Annotated in this window: 17 protein-coding genes and 3 riboswitches; of the genes, 8 read left to right on the forward strand and 9 right to left on the reverse strand. The window is 64.8% G+C overall.

Annotated features, from left to right (window positions below; genetic code table 11):
- Window positions 1–8: 8 nt before the first annotated feature.
- The 3 genes from FNZ07_RS10805 to FNZ07_RS10815 are packed head-to-tail and all read left to right on the forward strand — an operon-like array spanning window position 9 to window position 4,597.
- Entirely contained in the window at window positions 9–1,421 is a 1,413-nt protein-coding gene (locus FNZ07_RS10805; RefSeq protein WP_177228234.1) for a FecR family protein, read from the forward strand.
- A 22-nt stretch (window positions 1,422–1,443) separates the two neighbouring features.
- Complete coding sequence (locus tag FNZ07_RS10810) at window positions 1,444–3,912, forward strand: CHASE2 domain-containing protein (protein ID WP_091006087.1); 2,469 nt, start codon at window positions 1,444–1,446, stop codon at window positions 3,910–3,912.
- A gap of 58 nt (window positions 3,913–3,970) precedes the next feature.
- Window positions 3,971–4,597 carry a DUF4136 domain-containing protein gene (locus FNZ07_RS10815; RefSeq protein WP_091006090.1) on the forward strand — a complete coding sequence of 209 codons (627 nt, stop codon included), beginning with the start codon at window positions 3,971–3,973 and terminating at the stop codon, window positions 4,595–4,597.
- A 98-nt stretch (window positions 4,598–4,695) separates the two neighbouring features.
- Here the strand turns inward: FNZ07_RS10815 and bluB are convergent, their stop codons facing one another.
- From bluB to FNZ07_RS10835, 4 genes are read right to left on the reverse strand one after another with little or no spacing between them, the layout of a single operon-like run.
- The gene (gene bluB, locus FNZ07_RS10820) at window positions 4,696–5,355 is read right to left on the reverse strand and encodes a 5,6-dimethylbenzimidazole synthase (RefSeq protein ID WP_091006092.1); all 660 of its coding nucleotides are present in this window, start codon (window positions 5,353–5,355) and stop codon (window positions 4,696–4,698) included.
- Window positions 5,339–6,658, reverse strand: coding sequence for a cobyrinate a,c-diamide synthase (locus FNZ07_RS10825; RefSeq protein ID WP_091006095.1), 1,320 nt, complete (start codon window positions 6,656–6,658; stop codon window positions 5,339–5,341). The genes bluB and FNZ07_RS10825 overlap by 17 nt, the downstream gene beginning before the upstream one ends.
- 3 nt (window positions 6,659–6,661) lie before the next feature.
- Window positions 6,662–7,264, reverse strand: coding sequence for a cob(I)yrinic acid a,c-diamide adenosyltransferase (cobO, locus tag FNZ07_RS10830; RefSeq protein ID WP_091006098.1), 603 nt, complete (start codon window positions 7,262–7,264; stop codon window positions 6,662–6,664).
- Window positions 7,261–7,686 carry a cobalamin biosynthesis protein gene (locus FNZ07_RS10835; protein WP_407670565.1) on the reverse strand — a complete coding sequence of 142 codons (426 nt, stop codon included), beginning with the start codon at window positions 7,684–7,686 and terminating at the stop codon, window positions 7,261–7,263. The genes cobO and FNZ07_RS10835 overlap by 4 nt, the downstream gene beginning before the upstream one ends.
- Window positions 7,687–7,819: 133 nt before the next feature.
- A riboswitch (cobalamin riboswitch) is annotated at window positions 7,820–8,043 on the reverse strand.
- Between the two features lie 47 nt (window positions 8,044–8,090).
- Window positions 8,091–8,357: riboswitch (cobalamin riboswitch) on the forward strand.
- Window positions 8,358–8,582: 225 nt separating this feature from the next.
- Between FNZ07_RS10835 and cobW the strand changes: the two genes are divergently transcribed.
- The 4 genes from cobW to FNZ07_RS10855 are packed head-to-tail and all read left to right on the forward strand — an operon-like array spanning window position 8,583 to window position 15,270.
- On the forward strand, window positions 8,583–9,686 hold the full coding sequence (gene cobW / locus FNZ07_RS10840; protein WP_091006102.1) for a cobalamin biosynthesis protein CobW: 1,104 nt from the start codon (window positions 8,583–8,585) through the stop codon (window positions 9,684–9,686).
- Between the two features lie 6 nt (window positions 9,687–9,692).
- Complete coding sequence (cobN, locus tag FNZ07_RS10845) at window positions 9,693–13,535, forward strand: cobaltochelatase subunit CobN (RefSeq protein WP_091006106.1); 3,843 nt, start codon at window positions 9,693–9,695, stop codon at window positions 13,533–13,535.
- Complete coding sequence (locus tag FNZ07_RS10850; RefSeq protein WP_091006108.1) at window positions 13,532–14,593, forward strand: ATP-binding protein; 1,062 nt, start codon at window positions 13,532–13,534, stop codon at window positions 14,591–14,593. The genes cobN and FNZ07_RS10850 overlap by 4 nt, the downstream gene beginning before the upstream one ends.
- 47 nt (window positions 14,594–14,640) lie before the next feature.
- Window positions 14,641–15,270: a vWA domain-containing protein gene (locus tag FNZ07_RS10855; RefSeq protein WP_091006111.1), complete on the forward strand. Its 630-nt coding sequence runs from the start codon at window positions 14,641–14,643 to the stop codon at window positions 15,268–15,270.
- A 14-nt stretch (window positions 15,271–15,284) separates the two neighbouring features.
- Here the strand turns inward: FNZ07_RS10855 and FNZ07_RS10860 are convergent, their stop codons facing one another.
- Entirely contained in the window at window positions 15,285–16,199 is a 915-nt protein-coding gene (locus tag FNZ07_RS10860; protein ID WP_091006114.1) for a LysR family transcriptional regulator, read from the reverse strand.
- 111 nt (window positions 16,200–16,310) lie between these two features.
- On the opposite strand from FNZ07_RS10860, the gene FNZ07_RS10865 reads away from it, so the two are divergent.
- The gene (locus FNZ07_RS10865; protein ID WP_091006116.1) at window positions 16,311–17,096 is read left to right on the forward strand and encodes an alpha/beta fold hydrolase; all 786 of its coding nucleotides are present in this window, start codon (window positions 16,311–16,313) and stop codon (window positions 17,094–17,096) included.
- Between the two features lie 24 nt (window positions 17,097–17,120).
- Here FNZ07_RS10865 and cobJ read toward each other — a convergent pair whose 3' ends face one another.
- The 4 genes from cobJ to cobG are packed head-to-tail and all read right to left on the reverse strand — an operon-like array spanning window position 17,121 to window position 21,599.
- On the reverse strand, window positions 17,121–18,854 hold the full coding sequence (cobJ, locus tag FNZ07_RS10870; RefSeq protein ID WP_091006118.1) for a precorrin-3B C(17)-methyltransferase: 1,734 nt from the start codon (window positions 18,852–18,854) through the stop codon (window positions 17,121–17,123).
- The gene (locus FNZ07_RS10875) at window positions 18,851–19,582 is read right to left on the reverse strand and encodes a precorrin-2 C(20)-methyltransferase (protein WP_091006121.1); all 732 of its coding nucleotides are present in this window, start codon (window positions 19,580–19,582) and stop codon (window positions 18,851–18,853) included. The genes cobJ and FNZ07_RS10875 overlap by 4 nt, the downstream gene beginning before the upstream one ends.
- Window positions 19,583–20,209, reverse strand: coding sequence for a precorrin-8X methylmutase (locus tag FNZ07_RS10880; RefSeq protein ID WP_091006124.1), 627 nt, complete (start codon window positions 20,207–20,209; stop codon window positions 19,583–19,585). It lies immediately after the preceding gene.
- On the reverse strand, window positions 20,202–21,599 hold the full coding sequence (gene cobG / locus FNZ07_RS10885) for a precorrin-3B synthase (protein ID WP_091008655.1): 1,398 nt from the start codon (window positions 21,597–21,599) through the stop codon (window positions 20,202–20,204). The genes FNZ07_RS10880 and cobG overlap by 8 nt, the downstream gene beginning before the upstream one ends.
- A 119-nt stretch (window positions 21,600–21,718) precedes the next feature.
- Window positions 21,719–21,895, reverse strand: a riboswitch (cobalamin riboswitch).
- Window positions 21,896–21,904 lie beyond the last annotated feature (9 nt).

Consider the following 21,904-nt stretch of genomic DNA (forward strand, 5'->3'; position numbering starts at 1 on the left):
CGTCAGCCGTGACTTCAATCACACCGGTAGTGCCGCCGTTGCGGCTGCGCCGGCGGGCGTTGCCGTTTGCGCTCGCGTGTTTGGTTGCCACGTCCGGGTTGCTGTCGGAACCCGCCGCCGCACAAAAGCCGAAGCCTTCCACGGCCCAGGCCACGACCCCTTACGTCACGAAAGCCGGCGATACGCTGTATGAAATCGCCGCGCGCTATCTACGCGATCCAGGCGACTGGAAAGCATTGACCCGCCTGAACCATGTGCCCGCGCCGCGTCGTTTGCCGGCGGGGATGCAGTTGCGTCTGCCGGTCGCGTTGCTCAAGCAGGAGCGCATGTCGGCCCGCGTGATTGCGACGAGCGGCCCCGCCGAGCATGCGTCCGGCAACAGTCCCTACACGCCGCTTGCCACCGACATGACGCTCGGCGAGGGCGATCACCTGCGCACCGGCCCGAACGGCTTCGCCACGCTCGAACTGGCCGACGGCTCGCATCTGTCGGTGCCGCAGAACAGCCAGATCGATATTGGCTCGCTGCGCCAGACCGTGCTGACCGGCGTCAACGATCGTGTCATCGATCTCCGGCATGGCGAAGTCGACAGCGAGGTGACACACGCGGTCAAGAAAGACGATCGCTTCCAGATCCGCTCGCCTTCGGTGGTGGCCGGTGTGCGCGGGACGGTGTTTCGCGTGAGTTACGATCGCGCCGATCAATCGACGGCGGTCGAAGTGCTCGACGGCGCGGTTGGCGTCGATTCCGCGGCAACTGCGCCGCGCGCGCCGGGCGTTCCACTCAACGCCTCCTCGCAACTCGTGCCCGCGCACTTCGGTAGCGTCACGCATGCGAGCGGTGCCGTAGGCGGTCCGGTCGAGTTGCTGCCACCGCCGGCTGTTGCCGATCCCGGCAAGATCCAGGATGCCAAAGACGTCGTGTTCGACGTCGTGCCGTCGGCCAGCGCCCGCGGCTACCGCGTACAGATCGCGCGTGATGCCGATCTGCTCGACATGATCCGCGACCAGCGCGTAGGCGAACCGAAGGCATCGTTTGGCGACGTGCCGGATGGCACGTACTTCGTACGCGTATCGAGTATCGACGTCAACGGTCTGCAGGGCCTGCCGCAGGTCTATGCGTTCGAGCGCCGCCAGCTCGGGCTGACCGCATCCGCCGCGCAACGCGCCGGCACACACGATTACGAATTCCGCTGGTTCGTCGGCCGCCAGGGTGTGCCGACCCGGTTCCGCTTCGTGCTAGCCGGTTCCGCCGATCTGCACGATCCGATCATCGACCGCCCCGATCTGACGAACGGCCAGATCGTGATCAGCGACCTGCCGAAGGGCGTCTACTACTGGACCGTGATCGCCGAGCAGTTCGAGAGCGGCAAGTTCTATGCAAAGGGCAGCTCGGTCCGCTCGTTCACACTCGCCCGCTGATGCCGGCACGGGAGGCTCGCGCATGAGTCTCGATCCGCGGGCGCGCCTCGGGCGTCCAGTCGGGCGCCGGTTCCTTTTTGAGTGGGCGGGCATCGGCTGCTTCGGCCTCATCGTGATTCTGCTCGGCGCGCTGGGGCGCCTCACCACCGGCGTCGACCATCTGGTCTACGACCGCCTGCTGGCCTTTCATCCGGTACCGGTACTCGACAAGCTGGTCGTGGTCGAGATCGACAATGCGAGCATCGCGCAGATCGGCCGCTGGCCGTGGTCGCGTAACGTTCACGCGCAACTGCTGGCACGGCTCGCGGCAGCGCAGCCGGCCGCGGTCATCTACGACGTGCTCTTCACCGAAACATCGTCTGACGATAGTTCGTTTGCCCGCGCAATCGCTGCTAACCGGACCTACCTGCCGGTGCTGCTGAGCCCGGAAGGCGCCGATGGCAACCGCGATATCGTCAAGCCGGTCGACCCGCTCGCGCAGGCTGCGGCGGGCCTCGGTCACATCAATCTCGAAGTGGACGGCGATGGAATCGTGCGTAGTGTCGCGCTGTTCGAAGGCGACGCGCGCTCGCACTGGCCACAACTCACGGTGCCGTTGTGGCGCGCGATTCGCGCCGGCAAGGTGCCGCTCGCGTCGCCGTCGGGTGGCGCGTGGCATGCGCCTGGTCCGCAGTTCGACGGCAATAGCGAGTCGCGCTTCCTCATCCCGTTTAGTCCGCTCGCCGAAAGCTATCGCAAGGTGTCGTTTGCCAGCGTGCTGAACGGCGAGGTGCCGCCCGACGTCCTGCGCGGGCACATCGTGTTGATCGGCGCGACCGCGTCGGGCCTCTACGACCGGTTTGCCACGCCGGTGTCGGGCGAGCTCGGTCTGCTGCCCGGTGTCTACATTCACGCGAACGTGCTCGACGCACTGCTTACCGGCCGCACGATCGAGCCGACTCAGGGCTGGCAGGTCTTCATCGTCTCGCTGATACCGCTCGCAGTGTTGCTGGCCGGTTTTCTCGTGTTGTCGCCATGGCGCTCGCTGCTACTTACGGCGGGTTTGTGCGCGGCGATGGCTGCGGGCAGCGCCGCGCTGCTATACGGTGCGCGGATCTGGATGTCGCCGATGCCGGCAATCGTCGGATTGATCGCGGTCTATCCGATCTGGAACTGGCGCCGCCTCGAAATGACGATGTCGTATCTGCGCAAGGAACTGCAGCGTCTTGCCGACGAACCGTACCTGTTGCCAGGTACGCCGCGCCAGCGTGCCGACTTCGGCGGCGATGCGCTCGAAAAACACATGGCGCTGATGGCGCAGGCGGCGCAGCGCGTACAGGACATGAAGCGCTTCGTGTGGGACAGCCTCGACAGCGTGCCTGAACCGATTCTCGTGAGCGATGTTCAGGGTGTGGTGCTGATTGCGAACCAGGCGGCGAAGGCGCACTTCGCGCGGCTCGGTGCGCCGACGCCGGAAGGCAAGCCGATCCGCGAGGTGTTCGGCGATCTGACGTACGTGAAGTCGATCGATGAGAACGCGGACGGCGACGGTTTTGCACGCACGCACTGGCCCGCGCTGCTCGACCCGGCGCGCTCCGAGTTCGCGGCGCTGATGGAGCGCGGCATCGAAGTGCAGGATCGCGACGCGCGCGATCATCTGCTGCGCTATGCAAAGTGCGCGAATGCACAGGGCGAGGCGACCGGTTGGATCGCGGGTCTCGTCGACGTGACCGCATTGCATGAGGCCGAGCGGCATCGCGAAGATGCTTTGCGGCTGTTGTCGCACGACATGCGCTCGCCGCAGGCGTCGATTCTCGCGCTGGTCGAGATCGAGCGCTCGCGTATCGAATCGGGCCGCATGCAGGAACTGCTCGAACGGATCGAGCGTTATGCGCAGCGTGCGCTAACGCTGGCCGACGATTTCGTGCAACTGGCCCGCGCGGAATCGCAGACCTATGTGCTGGAGCCGGTCAATTTCGCCGAACTCCTGATCGATGCGAGCGACGAGGTCTGGCCGCAGGCCCATGCGAAGCAGATTCGCCTCGAAACGCCGCTGCCTGGCGCGGATACCGACGCAAGCGATGCCGGCGACGCCGAAGCAACTGCCGTAGACGACACCTACTGGATCTGCGCGGACCGCTCGCTGATCACGCGTGCGCTCGTCAACATCCTGAACAACGCGGTCAAATATAGCCCGCCCGATACGCGCATCGTCTGTACGATTGAGCGCGTCGAGGGCACGCCGGCCCATGTGCAATGTACGATTCGGGACGAGGGCTACGGCATTCCAACCGAGCAGCAGGCGAAGCTGTTCGAACGTTTCCGGCGTTTTCACGAGTCGGAGCGGCCCGAAGTGGGCGGCGCCGGGCTCGGCATGGCGTTCGTCAAGACCGTGGTGACGCGGCATGGCGGCGACGTCCACGTCGACAGCGAGCCCGGTAAGGGCACGGCGTTTACCGTGTCGCTGCCGGCACTCGACGAGACCGACGCGCAGCCGTTCGAGGTGGACTGATGAACACGGACACGGATACGGACACACACGCGGACCGCACTCTTATCGGAGCACGAACATGATGAAACTGAGGTCGATCCGCACCGCGCTCGCTGCGACAAGCTTCGCGGTAGCGCTCGCGGGATGCGCCGGCGTGAAGACCGACGTGCATACGTCGGCGCCGGCTGCTCCGCTGCAAGGCAAGACCTATACGGTGACGCGCCTGCCGTCGCAGGATTCGAATCCCGCCTATGCGCAGTACGAGACGCTAGTGCAGAGCGAGCTCGCAAAGTATGGCTTCAGCGCAGCAAACGATGGCCATACGCGCTATCTGCTTTCGCTGGCCTATGAGACGCGACCCGCGACGGTCGGTTTTGCAGCGGGCGACTGCGCGGCAGCGGCGAGCGCCGCCACTGCAAACTGCCGCAGCCCCGGTGAAACCTCCGCGTCCTTTTTCGGCCGTCGCGCGTATCGCCATACGCTGACGCTGCGCTTCCTTGAGCGTGCGTCCGGCGAGGAGGCCTACAAGGTCAGCGCGACGAGCCGCGATCACGACGCGGACCCGCTGCACGCGATTCCTTACCTGGTGAAGAGCGCACTCGCGCAGTTTCCGTACTCGGGGCATACGGACTGGCAGGTGAAACTGCAAGCGAAGGACGAGGCTAGCGTACCGGACGTCGTCTCGGTTAAACCGGTCGAGCCCTGAAGCGTCTTCGTGCGGTTGGTTTTCGTCGAGTGAGGACCGCGCGTCGTCGCGCCGTCGCATCGCGATCGGCGCAAACCCGTTATTGACGTGAGCGCGCTCTAGCTCGATGACGGTTCGCTTTCAGGCCAGCCGTTCTCGAACACACAGCCCGTGAGCGGCATGCGCGTCGCCCAGCCTTCCTTTTCGAGCATCGGTTCGTCGTAGAACTGAGCCACATGGCCGACGCACAGGATCGCCACCGGCCGCGCGCCGGCGGGCATATGCAGCAGCGCGGCGACTTCGTCGACGTCGAAGATCGACACCCAGCCCAGCCCCAGTCCTTCCGCGCGTGCGGCGAGCCACATGTTCTGGATCGCGCACGCCACCGATGCGAGATCCATCTCCGGCAGTGTGCGTCGTCCGAACACATGCTTCTCGCGACCGTCCATCAAACCGACGACCAGCAGCTCGGCGCAATCGAGCATGCCCTCGACTTTCAGCTTCATGAACTCGTCGCGCCGCTTGCCGAGCGCATCGGCGGTTTTCAGGCGTTCGCGCTCGACGATCGCATGCAGCGCGTGACGCAGTGCGCCATCGGTAATGCGCGTGATGCGCCAGGGCTGCATATAGCCGACGCTCGGCGCGTGATGTGCGGCGTCGAGCAGACGTTGCAGGGTGGCTGGATCGATCGGATCGCGCACGAAATGGCGCATGTCGCGCCGTTCGTAGATCGCGCGATAGACCGCCGCGCGTTCGCTGTCGTCAAAGGGTTTCGCCATGGAACAGGGCGGCCGTGAAAGCCGGATTGGACGGCCAGTAGCCGTGCATATAGGTCGCGACGATCGAACCCGAGCGGTATACGGACTCGCCGCCCGCGGCCGGCCCCATGGCGTGCGGCCGGGTGGCGGTCAGTACGGGGTCGAGCGGGGTGGTCATCTGCGTGTAGTGAAACGTATGGCCTCTCAGTGTGCCGTGTCGCCCGTCCAGTTGTTGCATGCCGAGCGCCGCGAGCCGCGCCTGCATCGTTGCGCGGCCGGGTAGCAGTCCGAGCATCGGTGTCTGCGTGCCGTCGCTGTCCGTCAGGCTGTCGAGCAGGTAGAGCATACCGCCACATTCCGCGACGATGGTTTTTTTCGCTGCTGCATGTGCGTGAAGCGAAGCTGCCGTGCAAGTGCTACGTGCGAGCGTGGCGGCGTGTAGCTCAGGGTAACCACCTGGCAGGTAAAGCGCGTGAGCGTCGGTTGGCACGGCTTCGTCGGCGAGCGGCGAGAAGAACGCGAGCGTTGCGCCGAGCGTTTCGAGTAGCGCGAGATTCGCCGGATAGATAAAGGAGAACGCGGCATCGCGTGCGACGGCAATCCGCATTCCGTCGAGCAGCCGCGGGAGCCGGGTGCTTCCATGCGCAGCGGATGCGGGGGTGAAATCGACGATGGGCGGCAGGGTGGCGAGCGCGGTTGCGGCGAGTGCATCCGCTACACGGTCGAGTCGCGCATCGAGATCGTCGATTTCGTCGGCGTGCCGTAGGCCCAGGTGGCGGTCGGGGAGTTCGATGGCGGCTTCGCTTGCCATGTGACCGGTCCACGCGATGTCCTGCGGCAAGGCTTCCTGCAGCAGTTGCGCGTGGCGAGCCGAGCCCACGCGATTGGCGAATACGCCATGAAACGGGACCTGCGGGCGGAATTTTGCGAGTCCAAAGGCGATCGCGCCAAATGTCTGCGCCATCGCTTTCGCCGAAATGACCGCGACGACCGGCACGCCGAACGTTGCGGCGAGATCGGCGCTGCTCGGTGTGCCGTCGAAGAGACCCATCACCCCTTCGATCAGGATCAGATCCGCCTGCGCCGCAGCCTCGGCGAGCAGGCGGCGACACGCGTCCTCACCGACCATCCACAGGTCGAGCGATTCGACCGGCGTGCCGCTTGCACGCTCGAGGATGGTGGGGTCGAGAAAGTCGGGGCCGGTCTTGAAGACCCGCACGCGTCGCCCAAGCCGCCGATGATAACGAGCGAGCCCTGCCGTGACCGTCGTCTTGCCCTGACCCGATGCAGGCGCGCTGATGAACACTGCGGGACATGCCGGCATCGCTCAGAACTCCACGCCGCGTTGCGCCTTCACGTGCTGCTCGCGATACGGATGCTTGACGAGGCGCATTTCGGTGACGAGATCGGCGGCTTCGATCAGCGCATCGGGTGCGTGGCGGCCGGTCACGACGACGTGCAGCGCGGCAGGCCGGGCGGTTAGCACCGCGAGCACTTCATCGAGCGGCAGGTATTCGTATTTCAGCACCGTGTTGAGTTCGTCGAGGATCACCATCTGGTAGTCGCCGCTGTCGATCATGCGGCGTGCCTCGTCCCAGCCTTTGCGCGCGGTGGCGATGTCGGCGTCGCGGTCCTGCGTGTTCCACGTATAGCCGTCGCCCATCGTGACGAAATCGCAGTGCGCCTGGGCGCCGAGAAAATCGCGTTCCGAGGTATGCAGCGCGCCCTTAATGAACTGCACGACGCCAAGCCGCATGCCATGACCGAGTATGCGCACGGCCATGCCGAACGCGGCCGTGCTCTTGCCTTTGCCGTTACCTGTGTTGACGATCAGCAGCCCTTTTTCGACGGTGGCGGTAGCCTGCTTCTTTTCGTGTCCTTCGCGACGCCGTTGCGTCATGCGTTGATGCGATTCGGGATCGGTTTTCATCGGTCGAGGTCCTGGTCGGTGGAAGCGGAGAGAGTGGAGTGAACGAGTGGATCGGCAACGAGTGCGACGGTGACGCCGTCGTGCACCGTCTTGCCGACGATCAGATAACCGTGAGGTGCCGCGAGTCGCGCGCAGGGTTCGCACACACCGTCGATGCCCAGATGCACTCGCGCGGCCGCCGAACGTGCAGGCGGTGCGAGCGGTATAGCGGCGATCTGCATGGGCGTGAAAAGACGCAGTGGCAACGCATGACGTGCGCAGAATTCGAGCAGGCCGGGTTCGTTCGCTTTGGTATCGACGGTAGCGATTTCCCGGATCTCGGCGAGCGAGTGCGTACCGAGCGCGGCACGCAGCGCGGCATCGATCTGATCGGCCGACACATTGCGTCGACAGCCGATGCCGGCGATCAGGGTCTTCATCATAGGTGGATTTCGGATGTGGCGATGCGTGTCGGCAGCTCGACAGCGCAATAGCGATCGCTTATTACCTGGGCGCCGTGTGTCTGTCCCCCGCAGACCTGGCGTTCGGCGTCGTCATCGTCGAGTTCGACGATGACGTTCGCCCCCTCGTCTGGCCGGTATCCGGGCTGGCGGCCTCATGTCGTTGCCTTCCCATCCGCACGCGGCGGACAGTGGCTTCGAACGACATGTGCGGCTCGAAGGCCGCGGGCCGTTTACCGTTGCGGGGACAGCACAGGTTGAGCGCAATGCGCGCTTTCTGTTTCCCGTTTAACTGCACACGCGAGCGCGCGTGCGGGCACCAAACGAGCGCATACGATATCACAGGGCAACACAGTGCCTTCCTTGACGCAGCAAGGCCGGCGGCCTACACTCGCACGCACTCTGGTGCTCGCGTGCGCGCCTCCCGCGCACGCAGTTAAACGGGAAACAGGGCGTCCTCCCACCGCGGAACGGACCAACCTGTGCTGCCCCCGCAACGGTAAGCGAAAGCAGCGCGCAAGCGCTGCAAGACCGGCTTCGCTGCATGCACATCAACTCGCATGCAATCGACCACTGCGCGACATGAGCGTCGCGTGGGAAGGTGAAGCGGTTCATTCGTTAGCCCGGATACCGGCCAGACAAAATGGGTTCGCGCCGCGGGGATGCGGCGTGTCGTCCACGATTTCCTTGTGTTTCCATTCGCGCCGTACTCCGCGTCATCGTCCCCGCGTTTCGTCTTCTACTGGCCTGTCACGGCGGCGTTCTGTCGTATGGACGAGCAGTTGAACGACGTATCGCGAAGCACGTGGCGGAGCCCTCCGGTGGCGTGGACACACGCGGGTTGTCGGCGAATCCCTCACCGCCACCACGGAGCAGCGATGCAGACACAGATGCGCAAGATTCCCGCCACGATCGTCACGGGCTTTCTCGGCAGCGGCAAGACGACGTTGCTGCGACACATTCTTCAACATGCAGGCGGCCTGCGCATCGCGGTGATCGTCAACGAGTTCGGCGAACTCGGCATCGACGGGGAAATTCTCAAGGGCTGCGGTATCGGTTGCGATGAAGACGGTCGCGAAACGGCGGGCCAGGTCTACGAACTCGCGAACGGATGTCTGTGTTGTACCGTTCAGGAAGAATTTCTCCCGGTCATGGAGCAGCTTCTCGAACGGCGCGAGCAGATCGATCACGTGTTGATCGAGACCTCCGGGCTCGCGTTGCCGAAGCCGCTCGTGCAGGCATTCAACTGGCCGACGATCAAGAACAGCTTCACCGTCGATGCTGTCGTCACGGTGGTCGATGGGCCGGCTGCCGCGAGCGGCCAGTTCGCGGACAATCCGGTCGCCGTCGATGCGCAGCGCAAGGCCGATCCGAATCTCGATCACGAATCGCCGCTGCACGAACTGTTCGAAGACCAGCTTGCTTCTGCCGATCTTGTGATTCTCAACAAGACCGACCTGCTCGACGACACGCAGCAGGCCGCTGTCGAAGCGCTGCTCCGCGAAGAGATTCCTGCGCAGGTGAAGGTCGTCCGCGCGCAGAATGGTCAACTCGACCTGCACGCGTTGCTCGGGCTCGAGGCGGCGTCGGAAACCACGATTCATCTGCGGCACGATCACCACGGTTCCGCCGACGATCCCGATCATCATCACGACGACTTCGATTCGGTGGTGGTGGAATGTACGGCGCTATCGCGCGAGGCGACGATCGTCGCGTTGCAGCAGCTCGTCGAGACGCACACGATCTATCGTGTGAAAGGTTTCGCGGCATTGCCGGGCGCACCGATGCGGCTTGTAGTGCAGGGTGTGGGAGGGCGTTTCGACAGTTACTTCGATCGGCGCTGGAGAGCGGACGAACAAGCGGCCGAGCCGCAGAAGAGCCGCTTCGTGCTGATCGGCGAAGATCTCGACCAGGCCGCGCTGCAGCGCGCATTCAATGCCGCGTTGAATTCTGCGGTACACGCCGAAGCACAGCGGGCCTGACGCGCCATGCATCTGCTGCGTACCACGCCGGGTGGCTTCGTCGATGACACAGCGGGTGTCGTCCGGATCGATCAGCAGCCTGCGGACATCGTGGTGCTCAGCTCGGCCGATACCACGCTGTCGTTGCTCGCGAGCGTCGTAACGCGGCTCGGTCCAGACTTCCCGAGCGTGCGGCTCGCCAACGTGACTTATCTGCGCCAACCCGCGTCGGTCGACTTCTATGTCGACGACGTGCTGCAACATGCGCGCGTCATCGTGGTCGACCATCTGGGCGGTGAAGCCTACTGGCCGTACGGCATCGAACAGATGGTCGCGCTTGCCGCGAGGCGTGGGCAGATGCTGGCGATGTTTTCCGGCGATCTCCAGGAAGACCCGAACCTGGTCGCCAAAAGTACCGCCGATGCCGCGCTATGCGAGCGGCTATGGCGCTATCTGCGCGAAGGCGGTCCGCAGAATGCCGAGGCGTTTTTGCGCTGCATCGCCTGGCAGGCGTTCGGCTGGGGTAGCGAGCCCGCATTACCGCGACCGCTGCCGGCTGCGGCGCTGTATCACCCGCAACATGACCTGCCGACTATCGAAGCGTGGCAAACACGCTGGCGGACGCACACTGCTGTTGATCACGCGCCGGTCGTCGCAATCCTGTTCTATCGCGCGCATCTGCAGGCGGCCAATACGGCGGTCTTCGACGCGCTGATCGAAGCGCTCGAAGCACGTCAAATGAATCCGCTGCCTATCGCGATCACTTCGCTGAAAGATGCCGTGAGTCGCGACGTAGTCCAGCAACTGTGCGAGCGCCACAACGTTGCGCTAGTGCTGAACACGACTGCGTTCGCCGCCAGCGCAATCGATGATCCCGAACCGCTCGCGCTAGCCGGCGACGCGCCGGTAATGCAGGTCATCCTGAGCGGCGGCAACCGCGACGACTGGGTGAAGGACAACCAGGGCCTCAATTCGCGCGACATCGCGATGCACGTCGCGCTGCCCGAAGTAGACGGGCGGATCATTACGCGGGCGATCAGTTTCAAGGGGCTCGCGTATCGCTGTGCGCATACCGAAGTGGATGTGGTCCGTTATCGGCCGGATGCGGAGCGCGTTGCGTTCGTCGCTGAATTGAGTCGACGCTGGTGCCGGCTGCGCCAGTTGCGTAACGACGAGAAACGGCTCGCGCTGATTCTCGCCAATTACCCGCAGAGCGAAGGGCGCATCGGCAACGGTGTTGGTCTCGATACGCCGGCGTCGGTGGTCGGCATTCTTGCGATGCTGCGCGACGAAGGCTATCGCGTGAGCGACCTGCCCGTCGATGGCGCCGGGTTGATGCAACGGCTCACGCAGGGCGTTACCAACGATCCGGCCATGCGCGATCTGCGGCCCGCGTTGCAGAGTCTCGCGCTCGACGACTATCTCGCCCACTTCGCGCAACTGCCCGATGAAGTGCGCCATGCGTTGAACGCTCGCTGGGGACCGCCGGAAAGCGATCCGACGTTGCGTCGTGGGCGCTTCATGATTGCTGGCTGGCGCTGCGGGAATGTGTTCGTCGGTATCCAGCCGTCGCGCTCGCGCGGCGAAGGTGACTACGCGAGCTATCACGATGCGGACCTCGTGCCGCCGCATGCGTATCTCGCGTTCTATGTCTGGTTGCGCGCGCATTTCGGCATCGATGCGGTCGTGCACGTCGGCAAGCACGGCAACCTCGAATGGTTGCCGGGCAAGAGCGTCGCGCTGAGCGATACGTGCTGGCCCGACCTCGTGCTTGGGCCGTTGCCGCATCTGTATCCGTTCATCGTCAACGATCCGGGCGAGGGTAGCCAGGCGAAGCGACGTGCGCAGGCGGTCATCATCGATCATCTGATGCCGCCGCTCACGCGCGCGGAAAACTATGGACCGCTGCAGGATCTCGAACGGCAGGTCGACGAGTACTACGATGCGCTGATGGTCGATGCGCGGCGCGCAAAGCTGCTGCGACGCACGATACTTGCGACCATCGTCGAGCATCGGTTGCACGAGGAACTGAGCCTCGCGGAGCCGGTCGGGCAGGATGCCGAAGACGCAGTGCTGACGCGCGTCGATGCGTGGCTGTGCGAGTTGAAGGAAGCGCAGATTCGCGATGGTCTGCATACGTTCGGGCAATCGCCGGAAGGTGTGCAACGCCGCGACACGCTGCTCGCGCTTGGGCGCTTTCCGGTCGGCGATGGGCAGGGTGCGAATGCTGGTTTGATCGATGCGCTTGCGCGCGACCTGCAGATCGATCATCTGTTCGATCCGTTAACGGCGGACTGGTCGGCGCCGTGGAGCGGGCCGCGTCCCGCGCTGCTCGAGCAGGTCAGCGATGCGCCGTGGCGGCATAACGGCGATGCGCGTGAGCGGCTTGAGGGGCTGGCGGCTGCTTTGCTAGTGGCGTTGTGCGATGACGCAGGTGTCGGTGTAGACGCACACGCAGCTGCACCGTCCTGGCTACCGGCACCGGCCGAATTACCCCACGCCGAGCGCGTCCTCACGCGCTTGCGCAACAGCGTGCTACCGAACCTCGACGCATGCGGCGAACAGGAAATGCGTCACCTGCGGCGCGGCCTTGAAGGCCGCTTCGTGCCACCAGGCCCGAGCGGTTCGCCTTCGCGCGGCCGCCCCGATGTACTGCCCACCGGCCGCAACTTCTACTCGGTCGACACGCGCGCAGTGCCGACCCAGGCCGCGTGGTCGCTCGGGCTCAAGTCCGCGCAGCAACTGATCGAGCGGCATCTGCAGGAACACGGCGACTATCCACGCGCGATCGGTCTCTCCGTATGGGGCACAGCGACGATGCGCACCGGCGGCGACGATATCGCCCAGGCCATGGCGCTGATCGGCGTGCGGCCGAAATGGGCCGCCGGCAGCCATCGCGTGACCGATTTCGAAATCATGCCGATCGAAGCGTTCGACCGGCCGCGCATCGACGTGACGCTGCGCGTATCGGGATTCTTCCGCGATGCGTTCGCGAACGTGATGCATCTGTTCGACGCCGCGGTACAGGCCGTGGCGGAACTGGACGAACCACCCGAACTGAACCCGATCCGCGCACGCGTGATGGCCGAGCGCGACGCATGGATTGCGCGCGGGCTCGATCCAGCAACGGCGCGTCAGCGCGCCGGTTGGCGTGTGTTCAGCTCGCGTCCTGGCGCATACGGTGCGGGTTTGCAGCAGATGATCGACTCTCGTCAATGGCAGACCGACGCGGATCTCGCGAATGCTTACCAGGCGTGGGGTGGCTACGCGTATGCGCAGAAGAGTGCCGGCGACGAAGCGCACGACGTTTTCGGCACGCGGCTCGCCGCGCTCGACGTCGTGCTGCAGAACCAGGACAACCGCGAACACGACGTGCTCGATTCGAACGACTACTACCAGTTCCAGGGCGGCATGGCCGCGGCCGTTCGACATCTGGCCGGCGTGCAGCCGCATATCTATCACGCGGATCACAGCAATCCGGCGGCACCGCGCGTGCGCACGCTGCATGAGGAGATTGCGCGCGTGATCCGCTCGCGCGTCGTGAACCCGAAGTGGCTGGACGGTGTAAAGCGCCACGGCTACAAGGGCGCGGCAGAAATCGCCGCGACCGTCGACTATCTGTACGGCTACGATGCGACGGCCCGCGTCGTCGCTGATCATCAGTACGCGCTCGTCGCCGATGCCTATCTGAACGACGCCGACACGCGCACGTTTCTCGAACAGCACAATCCACACGCACTGCATGCGATCTGCGAGCGACTGCTCGAAGCGATGCAGCGCGGACTGTGGCAACAGCCCGGTGCGTATCGTGCGCATCTTGAAGATCATCTGCTGGCAAGCGAGCAACATATCGAAGGAATACGGTCATGAATGGGTCCCTGCCTGCCTTTCCGTTCACCGCGTTGATCGATCAGCAGCCGCTGCAACAGGCGCTGCTGATCGCAGCCGTCGATCCCGGCATCGGCGGTGTGCTGGTTAGCGGGCCACGCGGCACGGCGAAATCGACTGCTGCGCGCGCGCTTGCCGAATTGCTGCCCGAAGGCCAGTTCGTCACACTGCCGCTCGGCGCGAGCGAAGAGCGTCTGATCGGCACGCTCGATCTCGACGCGGTGTTGCGCGATGGTGCCGTGAAATTTTCGCCGGGGTTGCTCGCCCAGGCGCATCGCGGCGTGCTGTATGTCGACGAAATCAACCTGTTGCCCGATACGCTCGTCGACGCGTTGCTCGATGCCGCTGCGAGCGGTGTGAACACCGTCGAACGCGATGGCGTGTCGCACAGTCACGATGCGCGTTTCGTGCTGGTGGGCACGATGAATCCGGAAGAGGGCGAGTTGCGACCGCAACTGCTCGATCGTTTCGGCCTGGTGGTGGAGCTGGAGAACTGTTTCGATCCGGCCGTGCGGCAGCGCATCGTCAAGGCAAGGCTCGCCTTCGATCTCGATCCGCGGGGTTTTCACCGTGCTTATGCAACGCAGCAGTCGGATGTCGTGCAACGGATTCGCGCTGCGCGTGCTGCGTTGTCCGCACTGTCCTTCGACGATGCCGTACATGCGCTGGTAAGCCGACTCTGTATCGAGGCGGCCGTCGATGGTCTGCGCGCCGATCTCGTGATGCTGCGCGCTGCACGCGCGCTGGCAGCGCTCGACGGTGCCGATGCGGTGACCGTGGCACATGTCGAGCGGGTCGCGGCCTCGGTGTTGTTGCATCGACGGCATGCGGACGATGCGTCGGCAGAGGCCGGCACGTCAGAGCGAGAACCGCAAGAAGCGGCAACCGCAAGCGCCGATCAGAAGACCGAAAACGGTCAACACAATCGGTCGCAGGCAAAATCCGATGGATCGGCTGGCGACTGGGGTTATCTACCGCCGCAGCCGGCCGGCATTGCGAACGTCAAAACCGTCGTTCCGCTCGCCGCAAAAAAACGCTAAGCCACCGGAACGGTGCCGCCGCTGATCAGTCCAGCGGTTTCCGGTGGTTGCAAGGCACCCGCAGCCGCACGCGTACCCGTACTGTCGACGGCGCACCCGGCACACGCATCGCATGGCCTGCCACGCTCGCGGCGAAACGTCACACGCCGCTGCGTGCCGACCATCTGCGCTTCGTGCGCGAAGCATCGCGAAGTGGCGAACTGCATTGCTTCGCGCTCGATTGCTCCGCTTCGATGCTTGCCGGTGCGCAACTTGCGCTTGCGAAGGGCCTACTGGTCGCGCTATTCAACCGCGCCGCACGCGAACGCGCGGAAGCGGCACTGATCTGTTTCGGTGGCACACGTGCAGATTTACGGTTCGGGCCCGCGGTGCCGCGCTGGTGGAACGAGCGCTGGCTGAAGCCGATCGGCGGCGCGGGAGGCACACCGCTCGCACTCGGTGTGCGGCGCGCGGCGCATCTGCTCGAACGCGCGGCGCGTCGCAAGCCCGCGCAGCAGCGCTGGCTCTGGGTGTTATCGGATGGCCGCAGTCGCGACTGGCCGGTGCGGCCTGCTGCCGCAGACCGGATCGTGTTCGTCGATTTCGAACACGCGGGAGTGAAGCTCGGGCGATGCGCGCAGCTCGCGCATGCCTGGGGTGCGTTACATCGCGTGCCCGAAGATTTGATAGAGCGCTGAGGTTTCGGCCCGGCTTACTCAGGGCTAGAGTCCCAGGGCGGTTCATCGCCAAACGCTTCGGTAAGGTAATCGACGAACCGGCGCACTTTAAGCGGTATGCGTCGCGCGCCCGGATAAACCGCCTGGATCACCAGATCGGTGGCGCGGTACGCCGGCAGTAGCGCCACAAGGTCGCCGCGCCGCAGGTGCTCGCCAAAGACGAAGGTCGGGCCGTACACGATGCCGGCGCCGGCGAGTGCGACGGACAGAAGCATCTGCGTGTTGTTAGCAGCGATCCGCGCGGGTCCGTCGACGACATGCGCGCGGTTCTTCGAATCGAACAACGTCCAGTCTCCGGCGGACACGGCCTCGCTGAAGGCGAGCCGCGGCGCGTCGCTCAGCTCGCGTGGCGTGCGCGGCGTTCCATGTCGCTCGAGATAGGCGGGTGCCGCACATACGACCATTCGACACGGCGCAATCCGGCGTGTAACGAGTGCTGGATCGCGCAGCCGCCCAATCCGGATCGCCACGTCGATACCGGCATCGAGCAGGTCGACATAGCGGTCGCCGAGCACCACCTCCATGTTCACCTGCGGATGGTCCTCGAGATAGCGTGCCGTCACTTTGCCTAAATGCATCGAGCCGAACGTGACCGGTGCGGCGACGCGCAGAACGCCGCGCGCCGTACTTTGCGAATCGCTCGCTTCCCGGTTGGTGTCGTCGAACGCTTCGAGAATCTGCTTGCTGCGCTCGTAGTACGTCTGGCCCGCATCGGTCAGACTGAGGCGCCGCGTGGTTCGTTGTAGCAGCCGCGCATTCAGCTGAGCTTCGATTGCATCGACATGTTTGCCGGCCATCGCCGGCGACAGCCCGAAACGCCGCGCAGCCGCAGCAAGGCTGCCTTCCTCCACCGCGGCGACGAACACGCCAAGACTGGTCAGTCGGTCCATTGCCCCTCCTATTCGATAACTGGATTATCGACTGTCGCCATCGAGCCGGCAATTATCAAACACGAGACTCGAATCTACGATAGCGGCACTTAACCGGGATAGAGGACTCAAGTGGACATTGAAACGAACGGCACACGGATTCACCTGACACAGCAAGGTAGCAGGGCGGTGGCGCTGGTACTGCTGCATTATTACGGCGGCTCATCGCGCACGTGGGATGCAGTAGCCGGTGAGTTGTCGGACCGGTATAGGATCGTTGCCACCGATCATCGAGGCTGGGGCGATTCCGGCGCCCCCGCGGATGGTTACCGTATCGCCGATCTCGCCGCCGACGCTGAAGGCGTGATCGAGACGTTGGGCTTGCGGCGCTATGTACTCGTCGGTCATTCGATGGGTGGCAAGGTCGCGCAGCTCATCGCATCCCGCCGGCCAGGTGGGCTCGAAGGCCTCGTGCTGGTTGCACCGTCGCCACCATCGCCGATGCTGCTCTCCGAAGAACAACGCGCGACTCTGGCCAGCGCGTATGGGTCGCGTGAGTCGATCGAATTCGTCATCGATCACGTTCTCACCGCAAGGAAACTCGACGCCGCGTATCGCGAGCAGATCGTCGAGGACAGTCTCAAAGGCGCGCCGCAGGCGAAGGCGGCGTGGCCGAACGTGGCCATGCGCGAAGACATTACCGCCGCGGTGGCGTCAATCGATGTACCGACCATTGTCGTTTCCGGCGAACTCGATCAGGTGGATCGCATTGCTACGCTGGAGACGGAACTGCTGCCCCGCATTCCGCAAGCGGTCATGCATATCGTGCCGGGGGCCGGACATCTGTTGCCGCTCGAGGCACCGGCGGAGCTTGCGCGGATCATCGGGCGATTCGTCGCGGCGCTTGAGGCACGGTGATTACTGGCTGATGCGATCGAGCGACTACGGTTGGCCGTACCAGCGCGGCGTATAGACCCACTCGCGTTCGCCATCGCGAGCAAAACCACGTGTCGTCGACGATCCGACAATCACCATCGTGCGCATATCCACGTCCGATGCGCGCAGTTTCCCGAGCGTGGTGGTAGTGAGCGCACCGCCCGGTCTGCCGATATCGCGCCCAAGCACGACACGTGTAGCGGGCGCGCGATAGGCACGCACGATATCGAGCGCGCGGTCGAGTTGCCAGGGGCGCGCATGCGAGGTCGGGTTATAGAACGCCATCACGAGGTCAGCCTCGGCCGCATGCCGCAGACGTGCCTCGATGATCGACCACGGCTTCAGGTTGTCCGATAGGGACAGCATGCAGAAGTCGTGACCGAGCGGCGCACCCGCCTGCGCGGCGGTCGCCATCGCCGCCGATACGCCGGGCACGATGTTGAGTTCGACCGCTGCCCAGCGTGGGTTACCGGAGGTTTCGAGCGCTTCGAGGACCGCGGCGGCCATTGCAAACACGCCCGGGTCGCCGGACGAAACGACGACGGCCGCACGACCCGCGCTCGCCAGTTCGAACGCGTGGCGCGCGCGCTGCAGTTCCTCGCGATTGTCGCTGCGATGCACCTGCTGATCGTCGCGGAACGGGCCGGCCATCTTCACGTAGGTTGCGTAGCCGAGGATGTCGGTGGCTTCGGCGAGTGCATCGCGGGCCGCGGGCACCATCAGTTCGGCACAACCTGGACCGATGCCGATCACAGTGAGCCGGCCGCGTGCCTGACCGATGTGGGCGGTGTCGACCGGTGCGGCGGCGACCGCCAGCGCGATCGGCGAACCGGAGTGGTGCAGCACATCGTGTGGAACATGCAGCGCTGTAGCGAGCAGGCGATGATGTATTTCTTCGCTTTCGTCAGTTGATCCGCTAGTACCGGGTTCAGCGAATCGCAGCGGCACATCGAGCGTGCGCGCAGCATCGGCAAACGCAGCGTCGCCGATACGATCGAGCGGTGCGAGCAGCATGGCGAGCGACGAGCGGGCAAGCTTGTGTGCCTCAAGCGCACTAACGATGTGTTCCGCAATCGTGGCGCCGGCTGCAACATCGCTCGCTGTACCGACTGCGGCAACGACGCTGCGCGGATGAATCAACAGATCGTCAGGCCCGCCGACAGTGATAAAAGGTGTCACGCGGATCGCAAGACGCGCCGACTGCGCGCGCGGCAACGATGCATCGTCGAGCCACGATGCATTGCCTTCGATGCGCGTCGCTTCGCCCGCCAGCAGATCCGAAACGAAGCGCTTGCCCTGAGCAAGATCTGCAAGCGCGTACCCATGTGGCGGATTTAACACGCAGGTGCCGAAGCGCAATTCGCCGCTGGTCGTGATCGCGGGGGCGATGTCGAGCATCGTCGCTATTTCGCGCGCCATCGCATTGACGCCAGCGAGACCGCCGAGCAACGGCACGACGGCACTCCCGTCTTCCGCCAATGCGAGCACCGGCGGTTCGACGCCCTTGTTCGCGAGCAGCGGCGCCACACAGCGGATCACGATACCGGCTGCACACAGCGCAACGATCGGCGTACCGCGTGCATACAGTTCGCGCAGATGCACACCGAGCTCGGTGTAGCGGACGTCGGCCTCAACGCGCTCCGCGAGGCCATGCACCTGCGAGCCTGGATAACGAGCCTGCACGCGCCGCGCAAGCGCAAGGGCGCTCGCACCGAGTATCACGATGGCCGGCGATGTCATGCTTGCCATTTCTTCCCCGGCACGACGAGTAACGAGAAATACGGCGATGCCATCGGGTCGACCTCGGCGAGCGGCACGATCCGCTGATTCGCCATCGTTGCGCGTTCGACGTACAGCGCGCGCTGCGCGAGCCCAAGTTCGTCGAGAATGCGCCGCACCTTGTCGAAATTACGACCGAGCTTCATGACGACAGCTGCATCCGCATCTGCGAGCCGCCGCCGCAATTCGTGTTCGGGCAACACACCTGACAGCACCGCCAGCGACTGGTTGCGATAGACGAGCGGCGCGCCGAGCACCGCCGCACCGCCAAGCATCGAGCAGACGCCCGGCACGACTTCGGTATCGAAGCGCGCGGCGAGCCGGTCGTGCAGATACATATACGAGCCATAAAAGAACGGATCGCCTTCGCAGATCACCGCCACGTCGCGCCCCGACTGCAGATGCGCGGCGATCACACCGGCCGCCGTGTCGTAGAAGTCCGCAATGACCGCTTCGTACGACAGCGGCGGCTCGAGCGCTTCCGTCGTGACCGGATAGACGAGCGGCAGATGCAGTTGCGTGTCGTCGAGATGCGCTTCGACGATTCCGTATGCGTTGCCTTTCTTGCCCTTGGCAACGAAGTACGCGACCACCGGTGCAGCCTTCAGCAGACGCAGTGCTTTCAGCGTCAATAGTTCGGGGTCGCCGGGACCGACGCCGATGCCGAAGAGACGTCCTGGCTGCGCCATTTATTCGTCCTCCGAGGCGAGCGCGTTGACCGCGGCAGCGGCCATCGCGCTGCCGCCACGGCGACCTGCGACGATCACCCATGGCACATCGTTGCCGCGCGCGGCGAGTGCCGCCTTCGATTCGGCGGCGCCGACAAAGCCGACTGGAAAGCCGAGAATCAGCGCGGGCCGCGGAGCACCTGCGTCGAGCATATCGAGCAGGTGAAACAGCGCGGTCGGCGCGTTGCCGATCACGACGATGCTGCCTGCGAGATGCGGGCGCCACAATTCGAGCGCGGCCGCCGAACGGGTATTGCCGAGTTGTCGCGCGAGTTCAGGCACCGCAGGTTCGCCCAACGTGCAAAGCACGGGGTTACGCGCGGGCAACCGTGCGCGCGTAATGCCTTCTGCAACCATGCGTGCATCGCAGAGTATCGGGGCGCCGGCGGCGAGCGCCGTACGTCCGGCGTGACCCGCGCTCGCCGAGAAACGCAGGTCGTCGACGATGTCGGTCATCCCGCATGCGTGGATCACACGCACGGCGAGTTTTTCGAGGTCCGCGGGGATGTGCGACAGGTTGGCTTCCGCACGGATCGTCGCGAACGACTGACGGTAGATCTGTTGACCGTCGCGAAGGTAGTCATGCATCGGGTGATTTCCGGGCTGGGCGGTTCAGTTGCGCGGCGGCTTGTTCGATAGTCAGGTGGTGTGCGATGCACACACCGAAGCGGCCTTCACTGGACGTGTCCGCGCGCTGGTAAAGGTCGTAGCGGCCAGCTGCGACTGCGAGCAGCGTATGCGGCGCGCAGTGGGCGGCCGCGCAGGAGCGCGTGCAACCGGTCAAATGAACGGCAGACGAAGTGGTCCTATCGTGGGTCAGTAGTGCAGCGAGTCGTTGAGCATCCGCTTTGGTATCGGCGGCGCTTTTCGCACAACCCGTCGAACCGGAGCACGCGACGATTGCCGCATACGGATGCGCTGGATCGCACGCGAAGCCAAGCGCATGCAGGCCCGATAACGCGGCTTCGACAGAGTTCGCAGTGAGGTTCGGTAGCAGCACGCTTTGCCACGGCGTCACGCGCAGCGAGCCGTCGCCATGTCGCGCGGACAGTGCGCCGAGTTCGCGCAGTGTCGCGGCATCGATCCGTCCGGCGAGCGGTTGACCGCCTGCGTACCATCGTTGTGGATCGCCTTGCGGGTGTGCGCCGAGTCGCTTCGTTGGATCGGTAGGCGCGCGGCGCCACGCATCGATCTGCGAGCCGTGTTGCAGAGCGATGCCGACGCGATCAGCGGCACGTTGCAGCAACACGTGTGCATCGTGGGCGACGAGCAGGTTGCGCATGCGCGTGTCGTCGGTGCCGGCGAGATCGATAAAGGTGTGCAGCAACGCATCGAGCAACGCCGGCACGTCCGCTTGCACAACCGCAGCGAGCGCGCTGCCTGCTTCGAGCGACGGACATCCTGCGAATCCGACCGCGAAGCGCGGCTCGTCGTAATCGGCTGGCATCGCAGCGAGCCAGATGTCGTGCGGATGATCGATCGCCATCAGCTGTTCGCCGCCGTCGAGCAGCAGCGCGAATTTCGGCGACAGCGTCGCGAAACGCGGCTCGCTTTGCAGCAGCGCGAGAATCGGCGCCGCCAGCGCGCGGGTGTCGCAAAGCGCCTGCGGATCGTGGCCTGCGAGCGGGCTGATCATCAGATTACGGATGCCGTCGATTGCCTCGATGGTGTGCGGAGTGTCGGCCGGCATCTGCGGCCCGAGGCCCGCTTGCAGAAGCCGTGCGGTCAGTGCGGCTTCGTGTCCGGAGCGCACGCCACGCAGTTGCAGATTCGCGCGATTGGTCAACTCGATCACACCCGACGCGTGCAGCGTTGCGGCCTCGGCGATGGCCGCTGCTTCGTGCGCGTGCAGCACGCCGCCGGGCAATCTGATCCGGCACAGCCCGCCGTCGCGCGCAGCGACGATGCGCGTGAGCGCGGGACACGCCGACACGCGGCGGTGTGCCGACGACGCAGGCGACGCGCCAGACGAATCGATAGATAAAGCAGCGGACGGAACGTGGTTCAAGCGATTACCGGGTTGGCGTCGCGCGACGGCCCGGTTTGTACCTCAAGGAGGCAAACGCGGCATCGGTACACCCCGCCCGATGATGGCTGGCGCGAACAGTCTGGCCGGCAGGTCTCCTGGCTAGCAGGTCGTCGTCCGCACCGGCCTTCCCGGTTGATCCAGTGGCGTGTGGAGCGCGGACTCGCTGCATACAGTTGCGGGGGCAGCCACAGTGTCGCTGTGTTCCCTGTTCGGCCCCGAAGGGCACCGGCGAGGCTGTATTATGCCTTCTTTCC

Source organism: Paraburkholderia megapolitana (genome assembly GCF_007556815.1).
Classification (GTDB): domain Bacteria; phylum Pseudomonadota; class Gammaproteobacteria; order Burkholderiales; family Burkholderiaceae; genus Paraburkholderia; species Paraburkholderia megapolitana.

What these genes read in the sequence shown, in the direction of transcription:
- FNZ07_RS10850 (WP_091006108.1), top strand. Translation starts at nt 13,532, where the DNA reads ATGAATGGGTCCCTGCCTGCCTTTCCGTTCACCGCGTTGATCGATCAG.
- FNZ07_RS10835 (WP_407670565.1), bottom strand. Translation starts at nt 7,686, where the DNA reads ATGATGAAGACCCTGATCGCCGGCATCGGCTGTCGACGCAATGTGTCG.
- FNZ07_RS10825 (WP_091006095.1), bottom strand. Translation starts at nt 6,658, where the DNA reads ATGCCGGCATGTCCCGCAGTGTTCATCAGCGCGCCTGCATCGGGTCAG.
- cobJ (WP_091006118.1), bottom strand. Translation starts at nt 18,854, where the DNA reads ATGACATCGCCGGCCATCGTGATACTCGGTGCGAGCGCCCTTGCGCTT.
- bluB (WP_091006092.1), bottom strand. Translation starts at nt 5,355, where the DNA reads ATGGCGAAACCCTTTGACGACAGCGAACGCGCGGCGGTCTATCGCGCG.
- FNZ07_RS10860 (WP_091006114.1), bottom strand. Translation starts at nt 16,199, where the DNA reads ATGGACCGACTGACCAGTCTTGGCGTGTTCGTCGCCGCGGTGGAGGAA.
- cobN (WP_091006106.1), top strand. Translation starts at nt 9,693, where the DNA reads ATGCATCTGCTGCGTACCACGCCGGGTGGCTTCGTCGATGACACAGCG.
- FNZ07_RS10815 (WP_091006090.1), top strand. Translation starts at nt 3,971, where the DNA reads ATGATGAAACTGAGGTCGATCCGCACCGCGCTCGCTGCGACAAGCTTC.
- cobO (WP_091006098.1), bottom strand. Translation starts at nt 7,264, where the DNA reads ATGAAAACCGATCCCGAATCGCATCAACGCATGACGCAACGGCGTCGC.
- FNZ07_RS10875 (WP_091006121.1), bottom strand. Translation starts at nt 19,582, where the DNA reads ATGGCGCAGCCAGGACGTCTCTTCGGCATCGGCGTCGGTCCCGGCGAC.
- cobW (WP_091006102.1), top strand. Translation starts at nt 8,583, where the DNA reads ATGCAGACACAGATGCGCAAGATTCCCGCCACGATCGTCACGGGCTTT.
- FNZ07_RS10810 (WP_091006087.1), top strand. Translation starts at nt 1,444, where the DNA reads ATGAGTCTCGATCCGCGGGCGCGCCTCGGGCGTCCAGTCGGGCGCCGG.
- FNZ07_RS10880 (WP_091006124.1), bottom strand. Translation starts at nt 20,209, where the DNA reads ATGCATGACTACCTTCGCGACGGTCAACAGATCTACCGTCAGTCGTTC.